The sequence below is a fragment of the Pseudomonas sp. 15A4 genome (assembly GCF_016925575.1).
Classification (GTDB): domain Bacteria; phylum Pseudomonadota; class Gammaproteobacteria; order Pseudomonadales; family Pseudomonadaceae; genus Aquipseudomonas.
The window spans coordinates 2009947-2024439 of the sequence record NZ_CP068986.1; the positions used below are offsets into that span (position 1 = coordinate 2009947).

The window sequence follows — 14493 nt, forward strand, 5'->3', positions numbered from 1 at the left end:
GTGCGTATCACTCCAGCTATGGTGTCGATAGGTGCCATCCTACGGAAGCGGTGCCGGAATCCGGCATTCTGGTCTGAGGCAAATCCGCTATAGTGCCTCGCCGGTTTTCGGCCTCGTTATCAAGGATTGGGAGCACGTCGTGTTGCGCATGCTGGTATTGATTGGAGCCTGTTTATTGGGGCTCAACGCACAGGCGGCCACGGGCGAAATTGCGACGCTGGATCGCGCAGTCTGGCCGGAGGCACTGGAAACGCCGCAGCTGTTCGACGTCGCTTCGCGCGCGCAAATTCTCAGCTTCGCCCATCAGCTGCTGGAGAGCGAAAACCTCAGCGACGCCCAGCTGAGTGCGCGCCTGGGCCTGCGCCAGATCAACCTGCCGACGGTGAACCTGATCCGCACACGCTTATGGACGCGCCTGTTCGAGAACTGGACATTCGCGGAAAAGACCTGCGGAGCCGACGCGTCTTTCTGTGTACTGGTTGATGACGTGCCGATGCTGCGCCAGCGCGCCGCCGAGTACAAAGTGGCCGATGATTCCTTCTATGCGCAGTGGGCCGCGCCGGCCGATGCCTTCAACCAGCGTTACCTCAATGAACTGTTGCGCATGGCCGCCTTGTTCCCGCAGACCAGCAGCGAGATCGAGCGCTACAACTCCGACGAGCTCAGCGGCGAGGAAATGCCGGACCGGACCTTCCTGCTCAATTTCGAGAGTGGTCCGACCGTTGCCGATGGCGCCACCGACTGGCTGGCTGATTTCATGCGCCAGCAGAAAATCACCGCGACCTTCTTTGTTCTGGGCAAAAGCCTGCAGAGTCGTCTGGACAGCACCTCGGCTCAGGCGCTGCAAAACGTCTACCGGCAGCAATGCGTCGGCTTGCAAGGCTGGGAGTTCAGGTCCCATGCCCACTGGCGCGACTGGCAAGACTCCATAGAGCGCACCGCCGCACTGGTCCAACAAGTGCTGCCGGACAATTTCGTGCCGCTGTTTCGCCCGCCTTACGGCCATCGTCGTACCGACAGCGCGTCGTTCTTCCGGGATCAGCAGCTGCGTGTTTCGCTGTGGAACATCGATTCCCAGGACAGCACCGGACGCATCAGCGCCGAGCAGGCTGCCAATCGGGTGCTAACGCTGATGCTGTTGTGGCGGCGCGGGAACGTGGTGTTCCATGACAGCACGGACAAGGCGCAGCAGGCGGTGCCGTGGCTGATGGCCAATACCGCGCAAAGCGGTGTGATGTGGGAAGACTGCCATATCTATCCGCAGCAGTTGGCCGACGAAGAAGATGGGCCGGATGAGGAGGATGACACGCCAGACGATGACGCCGCAGAAGAGCCTGTCGAGCAGCCGGGTGCAGCGGTTGAGCAGGCAGTGCCGCCAGTGAAAGAAGGGGAATGACAAGGGGGAGGTGGGAAATTTCTGAGGATTTGTCCCGGACCGGACTTCCGACTTTAAACGCGGCTGACCCATCCGCCAAGGCCTAATGTGCCCCTTGAGAAATAAACCTCAAAAAGCGCCGAAACGCGTTTTTATGTCATCGGTTTTGCGGTATTACGACAACAGACCGCCGAACCCTGCAACACAGGTGGCGTCATCCCAGACCCCACTTTGCGCAATTTTCTCCTGCCTCAAGGGGAAAGCCTCGGCGGCCTTTTCGTGGCGCAGCATCGCTGTGTGTTGCGTCACTTGGCTACTATAAAGGTGAGCGAGTATGGATGACCACGGACGCACCCCTTCCTCTAACCAGCCAATCCTCTACGTGCTCGATACCAACGTATTGATCCATGATCCAAACGCGCTTCTGAATTTCGAAGAACATCACGTTGCACTCCCCATGACGGTCCTGGAAGAACTGGACAAGCTCAAGGCGGGCAAGCACTCGGTGGCTGCTGAATGTCGGCAGGCGATCCGGTTGATTGACAAGACACTCGGCGAAGCGACCCCGGAGGAGGTTGAAAAAGGCGTACCGATCGATCGCGGTACAGGCGTATTCAAGGGTTATCTGTCCATCCTCATGAACAAGCGGCAAGAGCCCAACCGGGTCCTGCCTGACAACCTCAATGACAACATCATCATCAATCAGTTGATCGACCTGCATGCGCGGAAAAAGGACACGCGCATCGTACTGGTCACCAAAGACATCAACATGCGCCTCAAGGCGCGGGCCTGCGGCATCGAGGCCGAGGATTACAGCACCGACCAACTGGTTGACGACGTGTCGATGCTGTCCCGCGGTTATCACAACATGACCGGCTCTTTCTGGGACCGGGTGAGCAAAGTCGATACCCGTCAGGATCACGGCCGGACCTGGCACAAAGTGCAGATGATCGAGCAGATTCCGTCTGTGCACATCAACGAGTTCATCATTGATGAGCAAGGCTTCGTCGGTTGGGTCAAAGGCGTCAAGCCTGACGAGCTGCTGTTGCTGGACATGCATCAAGAGCCGCTGCTGCACCAGGAAGCGTGGGGGCTGAAACCGCGCGACATTTATCAAGGGCTGGCGCTGTTCGCGCTGCTCGATCCGGATATTCATCTGGTCAACCTGTCCGGCGCGGCAGGTTCGGGCAAAACCATTCTCGCCCTGGCCGCGGCCATCGAGCAGACCATGGTCAGCAAGCGTTACCGCCGTATCATTGCCACCCGTAGCGTGCAGGGGCTCGATCAGGAGATCGGCTTTCTGCCCGGTACCGAAGCGGAAAAGATGGAACCATGGCTTGGCGCGATCACCGACAACCTGGAAGCGTTGCACATGGATGACGAAAACACCCATGGCAGTGTCGATTACATCCTCAGCAAGGTGCCGCTGCAGTTTAAATCCCTCAACTACATTCGCGGTCGAAGCTTCCAGCAGAGCCTGATCCTGATCGATGAATGCCAGAACCTCACACCGCACCAGATGAAAACCATCATTACCCGTGCAGGCGCCGGTTCCAAGGTGGTCTGCCTGGGTAACCTGGCACAGATCGACACGCCTTATCTGTCGGCCACCAGCTCGGGGCTGACTTACCTGACGGAGCGTTTCAAGGACTTCCCCAACGGCGTGCACATCAGTCTGCAAGGTGTTCCACGCTCGATCCTGGCCGAATACGCGGAGAGCCATTTGTAACGTGGCAGCAGCTTCAAGCCTCTAGCCTCAAGCTGCAAGCCGACGTCCGCTCAGGGTCCTCAGCTTGTAGCTTGTAGCTTGTAGCTTCTAGCCCTAACTCCCTACAATCCCCGCTCCTGTTCAGGAGTCATCCCGTGCTCACTCATCTCGATTCCCAAGGTCGCGCCCACATGGTCGACGTCACTGAAAAAGACGTGACGTTCCGTGAAGCCGTGGCCGAAGCGCGCGTACGCATGCTGCCCGAAACCCTGCAAATGATCGTCGCAGGCGGACATCCCAAAGGGGATGTATTTGCCGTCGCGCGCATCGCTGGCATCCAGGCCGCGAAGAAAACCAGCGATCTGATTCCCCTCTGCCACCCATTGATGCTCACGGGCGTGAAGGTCGAACTCACCGCTGAAAGTCCTGACACCGTGCACATCCTTGCCCGCTGCAAACTCTCCGGCCAGACCGGGGTGGAAATGGAAGCGCTGACCGCCGCCAGCATCGCGGCCCTGACCATCTACGACATGTGTAAGGCGGTTGACCGCGGCATGACCATCGAACACGTCCGGTTGCTTGAAAAGCTCGGTGGCAAAAGCGGACATTTCATCGCTGATGAGCAGGTGAACGCCCAATGACCATTCACGTACAAGTCCAATATTTTGCGCGTTTTCGCGAAACCCTCGGCACCGAGAGCGAGAACCTCGAAGGTGCATTCGCCACCGTCGATGCGGTGCGCCAGCATCTGCTTGAGCGCGGCGGTGTGTGGGAGGTGCTGAGTGAGAAGGGCATCATGTGTGCCCGCAATCAGGAGCTGTGCTCGCTGGACACGGCTGTCGAGCCAGGCGATGAAGTGGCGTTCTTCCCGACCGTCACCGGAGGCTGATATGAGCGTGCGAGTGCAACCCGATGCGTTCGACCCGGGGGCTGAAGTCAACGCCATGCACGACGCGAACGTCGGCGTAGGTGCGGTGGTCAGCTTTGTCGGCTACGTGCGGGACTTCAACGATGGACGTGACGTGGCGGGGATGTTCCTTGAACACTATCCCGGCATGACCGAGAAAGCGCTGCTCAAGATCGTCGGTGAAGCGCAGCAGCGCTGGCCGTTGCTCAAGCTGGAAGTGATTCATCGGGTGGGCGAGTTGGCGCCAGGCGAGCCAATCGTGTTCGTCGCGGCCGCCAGCGCCCATCGCCAAGCCGCGTTCGAGGCCTGCGATTTCGTCATGGACTACCTGAAAACCCGCGCGCCGTTCTGGAAGAAGGAAAACACTTCAGAAGGGCCGCGCTGGGTGGAAGGCCGCGACAGCGATCACAAGGCTGCGGATCGCTGGAAATAGGCCGAGGGCTCAGCCTTCATAGCAGCGTGGCGTCACTCCGCCGCAGGAATCGCCCGCTGCACGCGTACTACCGGCCGCAACAACACGGTTGGCGGCGTTTCGCAGCTGATCTTGCGACCCAGCTTCTCTTCAATCGACGGCAGCTGATACGAGTCGTCTTCACCGGCGAAGCTGATCGACACGCCATCAGCGCCTGCACGACCGGTCCGTCCGATGCGGTGTACGTAGTCGTCCGGTACTTCCGGCAGAGTGAAGTTGATCACGTGGCTGATGCCGTCGATGTGAATCCCGCGACCCGCCACGTCAGTGGCCACCAGCACGCGAATCTTGCCTTCGCGAAAGCCTTCGAGCGTCTTGATGCGCTTGTGCTGCGGCACGTCGCCTGACAACTGCGCGGCATTGATGCCGTCTCGCACCAGACGCTCTTCGATGCGTCGCACTTCATCCTTGCGGTTGGCGAAGACCATCACCCGCTCCCAGCCGTGATCATTGATCAGGTTGAACAGCAGCTTGTACTTGTCGGCGCCGGCGACGGCATAGATGTGTTGCTCGACCGTGTCGCTGGCGACGTTCAGCGATTCGATCTCGACGATCGCAGGATCCGTCGTCCACTGCTTGGCCAGGTTCATCACGTCTTCAGTGAAGGTGGCGGAGAACAGCAGCGTCTGACGCTCGCCCTTGTGCGGGGTCTGGCGAATGATCGAGCGGACCTGAGGGATGAAGCCCATGTCGAGCATGCGGTCGGCTTCGTCCAGCACCATGACTTCGACCATGTCCAGGTGCACTTCGCCGCGCTGGGCGAAGTCCAGCAAACGGCCAGGCGTGGCGACCAGGATGTCGCAGTGGCGGGCTTCGAGGTGTTTAAGCTGCTTGTCGAAATCCATGCCGCCGACGAACGTCATCACGTTGAGGTCGGTGTACTTGGTCAGCGCCTCGGCGTCCTTGGCGATCTGCACCACCAGTTCACGGGTCGGCGCAATGATCAGCGCACGGGGCTCACCCATGTAGCGCTCCTTCGGCGGAGGCGTCTGGGTCAACTGGGTAATGATGGAAATCAGGAAAGCGGCGGTTTTGCCAGTGCCGGTCTGGGCGCGGCCGATGGCATCGCGGCCTTTGAGGGTGTAGCCCAGAACGCCGGCCTGGATAGGCGTGCAGTACGGGAAGCCCAGGTCCTGGATGGCGTGCATCAATTCAGGGGCGAGGGGGAAATCGTGGAAACGGGTTTTGCCTTCCTGGGGTTCGACGACGAAGTCTTCGGGTTTCCAGGGAATAACGACAGGCTTGGGTGCACGTTCGCGGCGCGGGCGTTCCGCCCTGGTGGGCGAAGTGACGGGCGGTGCAGTGACTGCCGAATGCTCTGGCATTGGCACGTGCACTTCTGCTGCTGACGGTTCCCGCGAGACGCTTTCGGTCTGGCGCTGGGGGACGGGAAGGGGAGCAGCAGGCGCGAGCGGCTCAGCCTCGCTTTTTCCGAACATCTTTTTAAGTGCTTTGAGCACGGTCATCTCATCGATTGATTTAGGAATGTACGCCGGGGAGTGTAAAGCAAGAACCCGGCGCGGCGTAGTGTCCTAGCAAATCCGCAACGTAATTGGAAGGATCAAATGAGTGGACTAGCGAAGCTTATCCGCGAGCCAGACACCTATGTCGGAAATTTCCTGCGGTAACACTTCGTGCTCCATTGGGTATTCCTGCCATGTCACGGTGACGCCTTGGACCTTCAGATGCTCGTAAGCCGCTCGCCCCATGGCATGCAACACCACCGGGTCATTGCTGCCGTGCAAGCAATAGGCCGGGATGCGTTGCTGGCTGGCGGACAGGCTCATTTCGTCGCTGAACGTCGGTGCGTAAGTGGACAGCGCGAGCACGCCACCGAGGGGGCCTTCCCAACGCAGGAAGGCAGTGTGCAACACCACGGCGCCGCCCTGGGAGAACCCCGCCAAGAAGATTCGCGCCGGGTCGATGCCGCCGTCGCGTTGTTGTTCGATCAGCTTGATGACGTCTTGCGCCGAGCCTTCCAGCTGGTCGCTGTCGATGGCGCGGGCCGGGCTCATGGCCTTGATGTCATACCAGCTGGGCATCGCGTAGCCACCGTTGATGGTGACGGCACGGGTCGGCGCCTGGGGCAGGATGAACCGCGTGGTCTTCAACGCCTTCTGCAGCATCTCGGCGACCGGCAGAAAATCATAGCGGTCAGCGCCCAGGCCGTGCAGCCAGATCACGCAGGCATCGACTGCCAATTCCGGCTCGATGATCAACGGTTCAGTCATGTGTGCTCCATTAGTGTGCGACGCCTTTGGCGCAGCGCTTTAAGGCGGTGCGTCGGGTCGTGTGCGGATGTAGGAAAGATGTCGCAAGGTTACAAGTTTTGATCTTGACCTGTCGCTAATTCGACATTGCCAGCATGGTGGTACGGGCTTTGCTACACAACCCGCGGAGTGAAGGCGCTCACCTCGTGCGGTAACACTAATAGGCTATCAAACAGACAGCCGAGTGTTGCGTCAGGGGCAGCAAGGAATCATCGAGCAGGATTCCCGGCACGATTCGCTTTGAACCTCGGGGTTCAAGGACATCATGGGGCTTCAGTCTGCAGGACTCGCAACAGGCCGAACACGGGATGACCAGATGCGTGGCGCCGGTGGCGGCCAACGGGTTCAACGTCGCCTGACCCAAAAACAAGCCAACACGGGTCATGAATGCCTCACAAGGGTGCGACGGGGCTAAGGCTCCTACACAACAAAGAGCAAACTGGAGGTTTGAATGAAGATGTTGAAATCCACCCTGGCTGTAGTGGCCGCCGCTGCAGCGCTCGGCCTGACCGGGTTCGCTCAAGCGGGTGCCAAGCTGGACGCCATTCAGAAGAAGGGCTTTATTCAGTGCGGCGTCAGTGACGGTCTGCCAGGCTTCTCGGTTCCGGACGCAAGCGGCAAGATCCAGGGCATCGACGCCGACTTCTGCCGCGCTGTGGCTGCTGCGGTATTCGGCGACGCGACCAAGGTCAAGTTCAGCCAGCTGAACGCCAAAGAGCGCTTCACCGCGCTGCAGTCCGGCGAAATCGACATCCTGTCGCGTAACACCACCTGGACCAGCTCCCGTGACGCGAGCATGGGCCTGGTCTTCCCGGGCTTCGTCACTTATTACGACGGCGTTGGCTTCCTGGCCAACAGCAAGCTGGGCGTGAAAAGTGCCAAGGAACTGGACGGCGCGACCATCTGTATTCAAGCCGGTACCACCACTGAGCTGAACGTATCGGACTACTTCCGCGCCAACAACCTCAAGTACACCCCGATCACGTTCGACACCTCCGACGAAAGCGCCAAGTCGCTGGAATCCGGTCGTTGCGACGTACTGACCTCCGACAAATCCCAGCTCTACGCACAGCGCTCCAAGCTGGCCTCGCCGAAGGATTACGTCGTTCTGCCTGAAACCATCTCCAAAGAACCGCTGGGCCCTGTTGTCGCCCGTGGCGATGAAGATTGGACCACCGTTGTTCGCTGGGTGGGCTACGCCTTGCTGAACGCGGAAGAAGCTGGCGTGACGTCGAAAAACGTTGAAGCCGAAGCCAAATCCACCAAGAACCCTGACGTGGCACGCTTGCTGGGTGCCGACGGCGATTACGGTCCGCAGCTCAAGCTGAAAAAAGACTGGGTCGTGCAGATCGTCAAGCAAGTCGGTAACTACGGCGAAATCTTCGAGAAGAACCTGGGCGCAGCCACTCCTCTGGAGATCGCTCGCGGTCAGAACGCTCTGTGGAACGCTGGCGGCATTCAATACGCACCACCTGTGCGTTGATTGACCTGCGCCCGGCTGCGTGAATTGCAGCCGGGCGCTTTGTTGCATTTCTTCCGGGGCACTCCATGCAAAATCAAATCAGCGCACCCAAGCAGAGGCTCAGCCTCAGCGACCCTAAAGTGCGTGCGTGGCTATTTCAGATAATTACGGTTGTCGCCGTAGTCGCGATGGGTTGGTATCTGTTCGATAACACCCAGACCAACCTGCAACACCGGGGTATCACCTCAGGTTTCGGTTTCCTCGAAAACAGTGCCGGCTTCGGCATCGCGCAGCACCTGATTCCGTTCACGGAGTCGGACACCTACGCGCGGGTTTTCCTGATCGGTTTGCTCAACACGCTGCTGGTGACATTCATCGGCGTGGTCCTTGCGACCCTGCTGGGCTTCATCGTCGGCGTCGCGCGTCTGTCCAACAACTGGATCATCAACAAGCTGGCCACGGTTTACGTTGAAGTCTTCCGTAACATTCCGCCGCTGCTGCAGATCCTGTTCTGGTATTTCGCGGTGTTCCTGACCCTGCCAGGGCCGCGGGCTGCCCATGGCTTTCTCGGCTCATTCTTCGTCAGCAGCCGTGGCCTGAACATGCCGGCCGCGATTGCCACCGATGCGGCATGGCCGTTCGTGATCAGCGTAGTGCTGGCCATTGTTGCCATCGTGTTCATGACGCATTGGGCGAACAAGCGCTTCGAAGCCACGGGCGTACCGTTCCACAAGTTCTGGGCAGGCCTTGCGCTGTTCATCGTGATCCCGGCGCTCTGCGCGCTGATCTTCGGTGCACCGGTGCATTGGGAGGTCCCTGAACTGAAAGGCTTCAACTTTGTTGGCGGCTGGGTACTGATCCCTGAACTGCTGGCGCTGACGTTGGCCCTGACAGTTTATACGGCGGCGTTTATCGCCGAGATCGTACGCTCGGGCATCAAGTCGGTGAGTCACGGCCAGACCGAAGCGGCACGTTCGCTGGGCCTGCGTCCAGGGCCGACACTGCGTAAGGTCATCATTCCCCAGGCACTGCGGGTGATCATCCCGCCATTGACCAGCCAATACTTGAACCTGGCGAAGAACTCGTCGCTGGCCGCCGGTATCGGTTACCCGGAAATGGTTTCGCTGTTCGCCGGTACCGTGCTCAACCAGACCGGTCAGGCCATCGAAGTCATTGCCATCACCATGAGCGTGTACCTGGCGATCAGTATCAGCATTTCCCTGCTGATGAACTGGTACAACAAGCGCATTGCGCTGATCGAGCGGTGAGGAAACGCGCATGACATCCCATACTTTCAAACCCGACATGCCACCGCCGAGCAAAGTCTTCGGCCCCGTGGCATGGATGCGCCAGAACCTGTTCTCAAGCTGGATCAACACGCTGTTGACCCTGTTCGCGATCTACCTGATCTGGCTGGTTGTTCCACCGTTGCTGAGTTGGGCCATCTTCGATGCCAACTGGGTCGGCACGACGCGCGAAGACTGCACCAAGGCCGGCGCCTGCTGGGTGTTCATCGAACAGCGCTTCGGCCAGTTCATGTACGGCTACTACCCGCAGGCACTGCGCTGGAGGGTTGATCTGACCGTCTGGCTGGCGATCATCGGCGTCGCGCCGCTGTTCATCAAAGTGATGCCGCGCAAGGCGATCTACGGCCTGTCGTTCCTGTTCATCTACCCGATCGTTGCGTACTTCCTGCTGCACGGCGGCGTGTTCGGCCTCGACCTCGTTGCGACCAGTCAGTGGGGCGGCCTGATGCTGACCCTGGTGATCGCCACAGTGGGTATCGCCGGCGCGTTGCCACTGGGTGTAGTGCTGGCTTTGGGGCGTCGCTCCGAAATGCCGGCCATCCGCGTGATGTGCGTGACGTTCATCGAGTTCTGGCGGGGCGTTCCGTTAATCACCGTGCTGTTCATGTCGTCGGTGATGCTGCCGTTGTTCCTGCCTGAAGGCATGAACTTCGACAAATTGCTGCGTGCGCTGATCGGCGTGATCCTGTTCCAGTCGGCGTACGTGGCCGAGGTGGTTCGAGGCGGCATGCAGGCCATTCCCAAGGGTCAATACGAAGCAGCTGCGGCCATGGGCCTCGGCTACTGGCGCCGCATGGGCCTGGTCATTCTCCCGCAGGCCTTGAAGATGGTCATTCCGGGTCTGGTCAACACCGTGATCGCGTTGTTCAAGGACACCAGCCTTGTGATCATCATCGGCCTGTTCGACCTCCTCAACAGCGTTAAACAAGCTGCCGCCGACCCCAAGTGGCTCGGCATGGCGACCGAGGGTTACGTGTTCGCGGCCCTGGTGTTCTGGATCTTCTGTTTCGGCATGTCCCGCTACTCCATGCATTTGGAGCGTAAGTTGGACACAGGCCACAAGCGTTAGGAGTTTTGTGATGAGTGAAGCTATCAGTAAGCCTCTGGGCGCCGAAGGCATGATCCGGATGGAAGGCGTACACAAGTGGTACGGCCAGTTCCACGTGTTGAAAGACATCAACCTGAACGTGCGTCAGGGCGAGCGCATTGTGTTGTGCGGCCCGTCGGGTTCGGGCAAGTCGACGACCATCCGTTGCCTCAACCGTCTGGAGGAGCACCAGCAGGGTCGCATCGTGGTCGATGGCACCGAGCTGACTTCGGACCTGAAGCAGATCGAGACGATTCGTCGCGAAGTCGGCATGGTGTTTCAGCACTTCAACCTGTTCCCGCACCTGACCATCCTGCAGAACTGCACGCTGGCGCCGATGTGGGTGCGCAAGATGCCCAAGCGCAAGGCCGAAGAAATCGCCATGCATTATTTGGAGCGCGTGCGTATTCCCGAGCAGGCGCATAAATATCCTGGCCAGCTCTCCGGCGGTCAGCAACAGCGTGTGGCGATCGCCCGCGCGCTGTGCATGAAGCCGAAGATCATGCTGTTCGACGAGCCGACCTCGGCCCTCGATCCGGAAATGGTGAAAGAGGTGCTCGACACCATGGTCGGCCTGGCGGAAGAGGGCATGACCATGCTCTGCGTGACCCACGAGATGGGTTTCGCCCGGACCGTCGCCAACCGCGTGATCTTCATGGACAAAGGCGAGATCGTCGAACAAGCCGCGCCGAACGACTTCTTCGATAATCCGCAAAGCGACCGTACAAGGCTGTTCCTCAGCCAGATCCTGCACTGAGTCAGTAGCTGCGATGCAAAGAACCCGGGCCTAGTGCCCGGGTTTTTACTTTGTGGGAGCGAGCTTGCTCGCGAAGAGGGACGTCATCGAATAAGGAGTGGGCGCGTACTCCACTGCAAAACTGTACCCAATCCTCGTAAAACTTGTGTTCTCTGCCGATCTCCAACAGGATTACTCCTTTGCGCAATGCGCTGTTACATCCTCCTGCCCCCACGAGAATCCCATGACGACCAAGGCGCCGACGGCGAGCAGTTCCCGTTCAAATGCTTCGACACCCCATGAAATTGACAAACTGCTGATCGACGCGGAAGCGGATGACGAGCAGGTGCAGCAGCATCATCCCGTGCTCAAGCGCCCATGGTTCCTGTTGTTGGGCCTGGTGCTGGTGGCGCTGAATCTGCGTCCGGCGTTGTCGAGCATGGCGCCGTTGTTGAGTGAGGTGTCACGAAGCCTGGGACTTTCTGCGGCCACGGCCGGGTTGCTGACCACGCTGCCGGTGTTGTGCCTGGGCCTGTTCGCGCCCCTTGCGCCGATCCTTGCGCGGCGATTCGGCAGTGAGCGCGTGGTACTCGGCATTCTGCTGACTTTGGCCTGCGGCATCATTCTGCGCAGCTCGTTGGGCGAGTTCGGTCTGTTCGCCGGCAGCATCATGGCTGGCGCCAGCATCGGCATTATCGGGGTTCTGCTTCCCGGCATCGTCAAACGCGACTTCGCCAGGCAGGCCGGTGCCATGACGGGCGTTTACACCATGGCGCTGTGCCTAGGCGCCGCCGTTGCGGCCGGCTCCACGGTGCCGTTAAGCGAGGCGCTGGGTAACGGCGACGGCCGCGACTGGACACTGGGCCTGGGTTTCTGGATCGTCCCGGCGATTCTTGCCGCGATCTTCTGGTGGCCGCAGACGCGTCAACGTCATGGCCAGCATCAGGTGGCTTATCGGGTACGCGGTTTGCGCCGCGATCCTCTGGCCTGGCAAGTCACCCTTTATATGGGCCTGCAATCGTCACTGGCCTACATCGTGTTCGGCTGGCTGCCGTCGATCCTCATCGGGCGAGGACTGACTGCCGTTGACGCCGGCCTGCTGTTGTCCGGTTCGATCATGGTGCAACTGGTCAGCTCGCTGACCGCGCCGTGGCTGGCCACTCGCGGCAAGGATCAGCGCATCGCTATTGTGCTGGTGATGCTGCTGACACTGGCCGGTCTGTTCGGCTGCCTGTATGCGCCACTTGAACAGTTGTGGGGCTGGGCCGTGGTGCTCGGCGTGGGGCAGGGCGGCACGTTCAGCCTGGCACTGACCCTGATCGTGTTGCGCTCGCGGGACTCCCATGTCGCCGCCAACCTGTCGAGCATGGCTCAAGGCTTCGGCTACACCCTCGCGTCGCTCGGGCCTTTCGCGGTCGGCGTCGTGCATGACTGGACCGGCAACTGGGACTCGGTGGGCTGGATCTTCGGGATCATCGGCATCGCCGCGATCATCGCTGGTCTGGGTGCCGGGCGCGCGCTGTACGTGGGCGTGACCAGCGAGAAAGTCTGAGGGGAAGCATTTGTGATGCGAATGCCCGTGGCAAAACGCGGTGGGGCCGCTTATCGTGCAGGCATCCTATATCCATGGACGGCGTTCCCATGAGCGAGACCTTTACCAGCGAACACAACAGCGCGGTCATCACGCGCTTCTACGAGGCGTTCAGCCGCCTGGACGCCGAGGCGATGGCTGCGTGCTACAGCGAGGACGTGGTGTTCTCCGACCCGGTGTTTGGCGAGTTGCACGGGCAGGATGCCGGCGACATGTGGCGCATGCTGACCTCCCGGGCCCGTGACTTTTCGGTGGTGTTCGATCACGTTCGTGCCGATGCCACAACTGGCGCGGCGCACTGGGTCGCGACCTACCTGTTCAGCCAGACCGGCCGCACGGTGGTCAACGACATTCAGGCGCGGTTTGTGTTTCGCGACGGCAAGATCTGCGAGCACCACGATCAGTTTGATCTATGGCGCTGGTCGCGTCAGGCGCTCGGCACGATGGGCCTGTTGCTGGGCTGGACGCCGTTGCTGCGCGCAAAGGTTCGTCGTCAGGCAGCTGAAGGGCTGAGCAAATTCCGCCAGGCGCAATAACCTGGCGGGTTTGATTCGCTTACTGCGGCTCACTCACGGCCTGATCCGAACTGCGATAAATGAACGTGGCGTTTTGCGTCTCATCGCGTGGCAGACCGATCTCGATGATCGGGACGATGCGTCCAACGGTTGTGTGGTAATCCGTCTGGTCATATCGGGCCTGCTCCAGGCCGCGTGGCATCCCCCTGATATAGAAAAACGACTGAATGGGCACGCCGTTACTTTGCGTCTCGTCCCAGGCCTGGATCAACATCTCGTTCCACGGGAAAGGCTCGCCGTTGAGTAAACGCATCGCTTTGAGGTTCTCCATAAACTCGCGCGCTGCAGCTCCGTCACGGGATGTGTGCATGTCGAACGCACATTGGCTGAAATAGCGCTCCGCCGGGTTTCCGGGGTGCGCTGATAGTTGACGATCCAGTCCTCGGCGCTTCGAATGCCTTGCTCGTGGCAGAAGGTTTCCACCTGCGCGGTCTGTTGGTTGTCGCCGCAGCCTCCCTGGTCACGGGTCCAGCTGTCGCCATCGGTAGGAAACGCACACAGGACCCTGTATTGCAGAGTATCCGCGGGCCGGTTGCTGACCGGCGCCAGGGTATAGCCACTGCGGGCATCCTCCGCCAGATTGCTGATGGGCGCGTCGGCCCGGAGGAAGGAAAACGCTACCCCTCCCTTGGCTTTTGAGTTCGGGCTGTGTTCCCACGAATGGTAAGCGGGTGAGGGCCGAGTGGACCGCAGGAAAATGCCCGAGCAGACGAACGCTGGCGACTGCGCTCCGCATGACTCTCGTGTGTCGTGGTACTGGCGAGTCATCGCCCTCGCGGTGTTTTCCCCTCGCTGGCTTGCACCGAACCGATCGTGAATGCAACTACGGCGAGGGTGCCGGTGATAGATAATGCCTTGAACATGTTGAATGGCTCCGTCCTTGGAATGAGTAATGAGCTTACTGATCTCGGATGGGGCGATGCTGTAGGCAACGCGCATTTTGGCTAAGGCGTTGTTGGATTGAATGCGTAGGTTCGTGGCCCTTGCCGTGGTTCGTTGGCGT

General features: G+C 60.0%; 14 protein-coding genes. 11 read left to right on the top strand and 3 right to left on the bottom strand.

Annotation, left to right across the window (positions count from 1 at the left end; genetic code table 11):
• The first annotated feature begins 142 nt into the window (after positions 1-142).
• The 5 genes from JN403_RS09025 (at position 143) to moaE (ending at position 4423) form a co-directional block, all read left to right on the top strand.
• Positions 143-1396: a polysaccharide deacetylase family protein gene (locus JN403_RS09025; RefSeq protein WP_205487280.1), complete on the top strand. Its 1254-nt coding sequence runs from the start codon at positions 143-145 to the stop codon at positions 1394-1396.
• A 313-nt stretch (positions 1397-1709) separates the two neighbouring features.
• Positions 1710-3104, top strand: coding sequence for a PhoH family protein (locus tag JN403_RS09030; RefSeq protein WP_122535850.1), 1395 nt, complete (start codon positions 1710-1712; stop codon positions 3102-3104).
• Between the two features lie 134 nt (positions 3105-3238).
• Positions 3239-3724: a cyclic pyranopterin monophosphate synthase MoaC gene (gene moaC, locus JN403_RS09035; RefSeq protein ID WP_205486776.1), complete on the top strand. Its 486-nt coding sequence runs from the start codon at positions 3239-3241 to the stop codon at positions 3722-3724.
• A 2-nt stretch (positions 3725-3726) separates the two neighbouring features.
• A complete protein-coding gene (locus tag JN403_RS09040) occupies positions 3727-3972 on the top strand; it encodes a MoaD/ThiS family protein (RefSeq protein ID WP_172612967.1) in 246 nt (81 codons plus the stop codon).
• A gap of 1 nt (position 3973) precedes the next feature.
• Positions 3974-4423 carry a molybdopterin synthase catalytic subunit MoaE gene (gene moaE, locus JN403_RS09045; RefSeq protein WP_205486777.1) on the top strand — a complete coding sequence of 150 codons (450 nt, stop codon included), beginning with the start codon at positions 3974-3976 and terminating at the stop codon, positions 4421-4423.
• A 32-nt stretch (positions 4424-4455) separates the two neighbouring features.
• Here the strand turns inward: moaE and rhlB are convergent, their stop codons facing one another.
• Positions 4456-5928, bottom strand: a complete 1473-nt coding sequence (rhlB, locus tag JN403_RS09050) for an ATP-dependent RNA helicase RhlB (RefSeq protein ID WP_205486778.1) — start codon at positions 5926-5928, stop codon at positions 4456-4458.
• 108 nt (positions 5929-6036) lie between these two features.
• Positions 6037-6693 carry an alpha/beta fold hydrolase gene (locus JN403_RS09055; protein ID WP_205486779.1) on the bottom strand — a complete coding sequence of 219 codons (657 nt, stop codon included), beginning with the start codon at positions 6691-6693 and terminating at the stop codon, positions 6037-6039.
• 490 nt (positions 6694-7183) lie between these two features.
• On the opposite strand from JN403_RS09055, the gene JN403_RS09060 reads away from it, so the two are divergent.
• From JN403_RS09060 to JN403_RS09085, 6 genes are all read left to right on the top strand, one after another.
• Positions 7184-8215: an amino acid ABC transporter substrate-binding protein gene (locus tag JN403_RS09060; protein ID WP_172609639.1), complete on the top strand. Its 1032-nt coding sequence runs from the start codon at positions 7184-7186 to the stop codon at positions 8213-8215.
• A gap of 65 nt (positions 8216-8280) precedes the next feature.
• Complete coding sequence (locus tag JN403_RS09065; RefSeq protein ID WP_205486780.1) at positions 8281-9462, top strand: amino acid ABC transporter permease; 1182 nt, start codon at positions 8281-8283, stop codon at positions 9460-9462.
• Between the two features lie 10 nt (positions 9463-9472).
• On the top strand, positions 9473-10570 hold the full coding sequence (locus tag JN403_RS09070; RefSeq protein ID WP_205486781.1) for an amino acid ABC transporter permease: 1098 nt from the start codon (positions 9473-9475) through the stop codon (positions 10568-10570).
• Positions 10571-10580: 10 nt separating this feature from the next.
• Positions 10581-11345 carry an amino acid ABC transporter ATP-binding protein gene (locus JN403_RS09075; protein WP_037014923.1) on the top strand — a complete coding sequence of 255 codons (765 nt, stop codon included), beginning with the start codon at positions 10581-10583 and terminating at the stop codon, positions 11343-11345.
• A 223-nt stretch (positions 11346-11568) separates the two neighbouring features.
• Entirely contained in the window at positions 11569-12876 is a 1308-nt protein-coding gene (locus JN403_RS09080; protein WP_205486782.1) for a CynX/NimT family MFS transporter, read from the top strand.
• A gap of 89 nt (positions 12877-12965) precedes the next feature.
• A complete protein-coding gene (locus JN403_RS09085) occupies positions 12966-13451 on the top strand; it encodes a nuclear transport factor 2 family protein (RefSeq protein ID WP_205486783.1) in 486 nt (161 codons plus the stop codon).
• Positions 13452-13470: 19 nt separating this feature from the next.
• On the opposite strand, the gene JN403_RS09090 is transcribed toward JN403_RS09085, so the two are convergent.
• Positions 13471-13743 carry a hypothetical protein gene (locus JN403_RS09090; protein ID WP_205486784.1) on the bottom strand — a complete coding sequence of 91 codons (273 nt, stop codon included), beginning with the start codon at positions 13741-13743 and terminating at the stop codon, positions 13471-13473.
• Positions 13744-14493 lie beyond the last annotated feature (750 nt).

Bases quoted from the DNA above. Each gene is read 5' to 3' on its own strand.
- JN403_RS09055 (WP_205486779.1), bottom strand. From the start codon at position 6,693: ATGACTGAACCGTTGATCATCGAGCCGGAATTGGCAGTCGATGCCTGC.
- JN403_RS09030 (WP_122535850.1), top strand. From the start codon at position 1,710: ATGGATGACCACGGACGCACCCCTTCCTCTAACCAGCCAATCCTCTAC.
- JN403_RS09065 (WP_205486780.1), top strand. From the start codon at position 8,281: ATGCAAAATCAAATCAGCGCACCCAAGCAGAGGCTCAGCCTCAGCGAC.
- JN403_RS09090 (WP_205486784.1), bottom strand. From the start codon at position 13,743: ATGCGTTTACTCAACGGCGAGCCTTTCCCGTGGAACGAGATGTTGATC.
- JN403_RS09070 (WP_205486781.1), top strand. From the start codon at position 9,473: ATGACATCCCATACTTTCAAACCCGACATGCCACCGCCGAGCAAAGTC.
- moaE (WP_205486777.1), top strand. From the start codon at position 3,974: ATGAGCGTGCGAGTGCAACCCGATGCGTTCGACCCGGGGGCTGAAGTC.
- JN403_RS09075 (WP_037014923.1), top strand. From the start codon at position 10,581: ATGAGTGAAGCTATCAGTAAGCCTCTGGGCGCCGAAGGCATGATCCGG.
- JN403_RS09060 (WP_172609639.1), top strand. From the start codon at position 7,184: ATGAAGATGTTGAAATCCACCCTGGCTGTAGTGGCCGCCGCTGCAGCG.
- JN403_RS09080 (WP_205486782.1), top strand. From the start codon at position 11,569: ATGACGACCAAGGCGCCGACGGCGAGCAGTTCCCGTTCAAATGCTTCG.
- rhlB (WP_205486778.1), bottom strand. From the start codon at position 5,928: ATGACCGTGCTCAAAGCACTTAAAAAGATGTTCGGAAAAAGCGAGGCT.
- JN403_RS09085 (WP_205486783.1), top strand. From the start codon at position 12,966: ATGAGCGAGACCTTTACCAGCGAACACAACAGCGCGGTCATCACGCGC.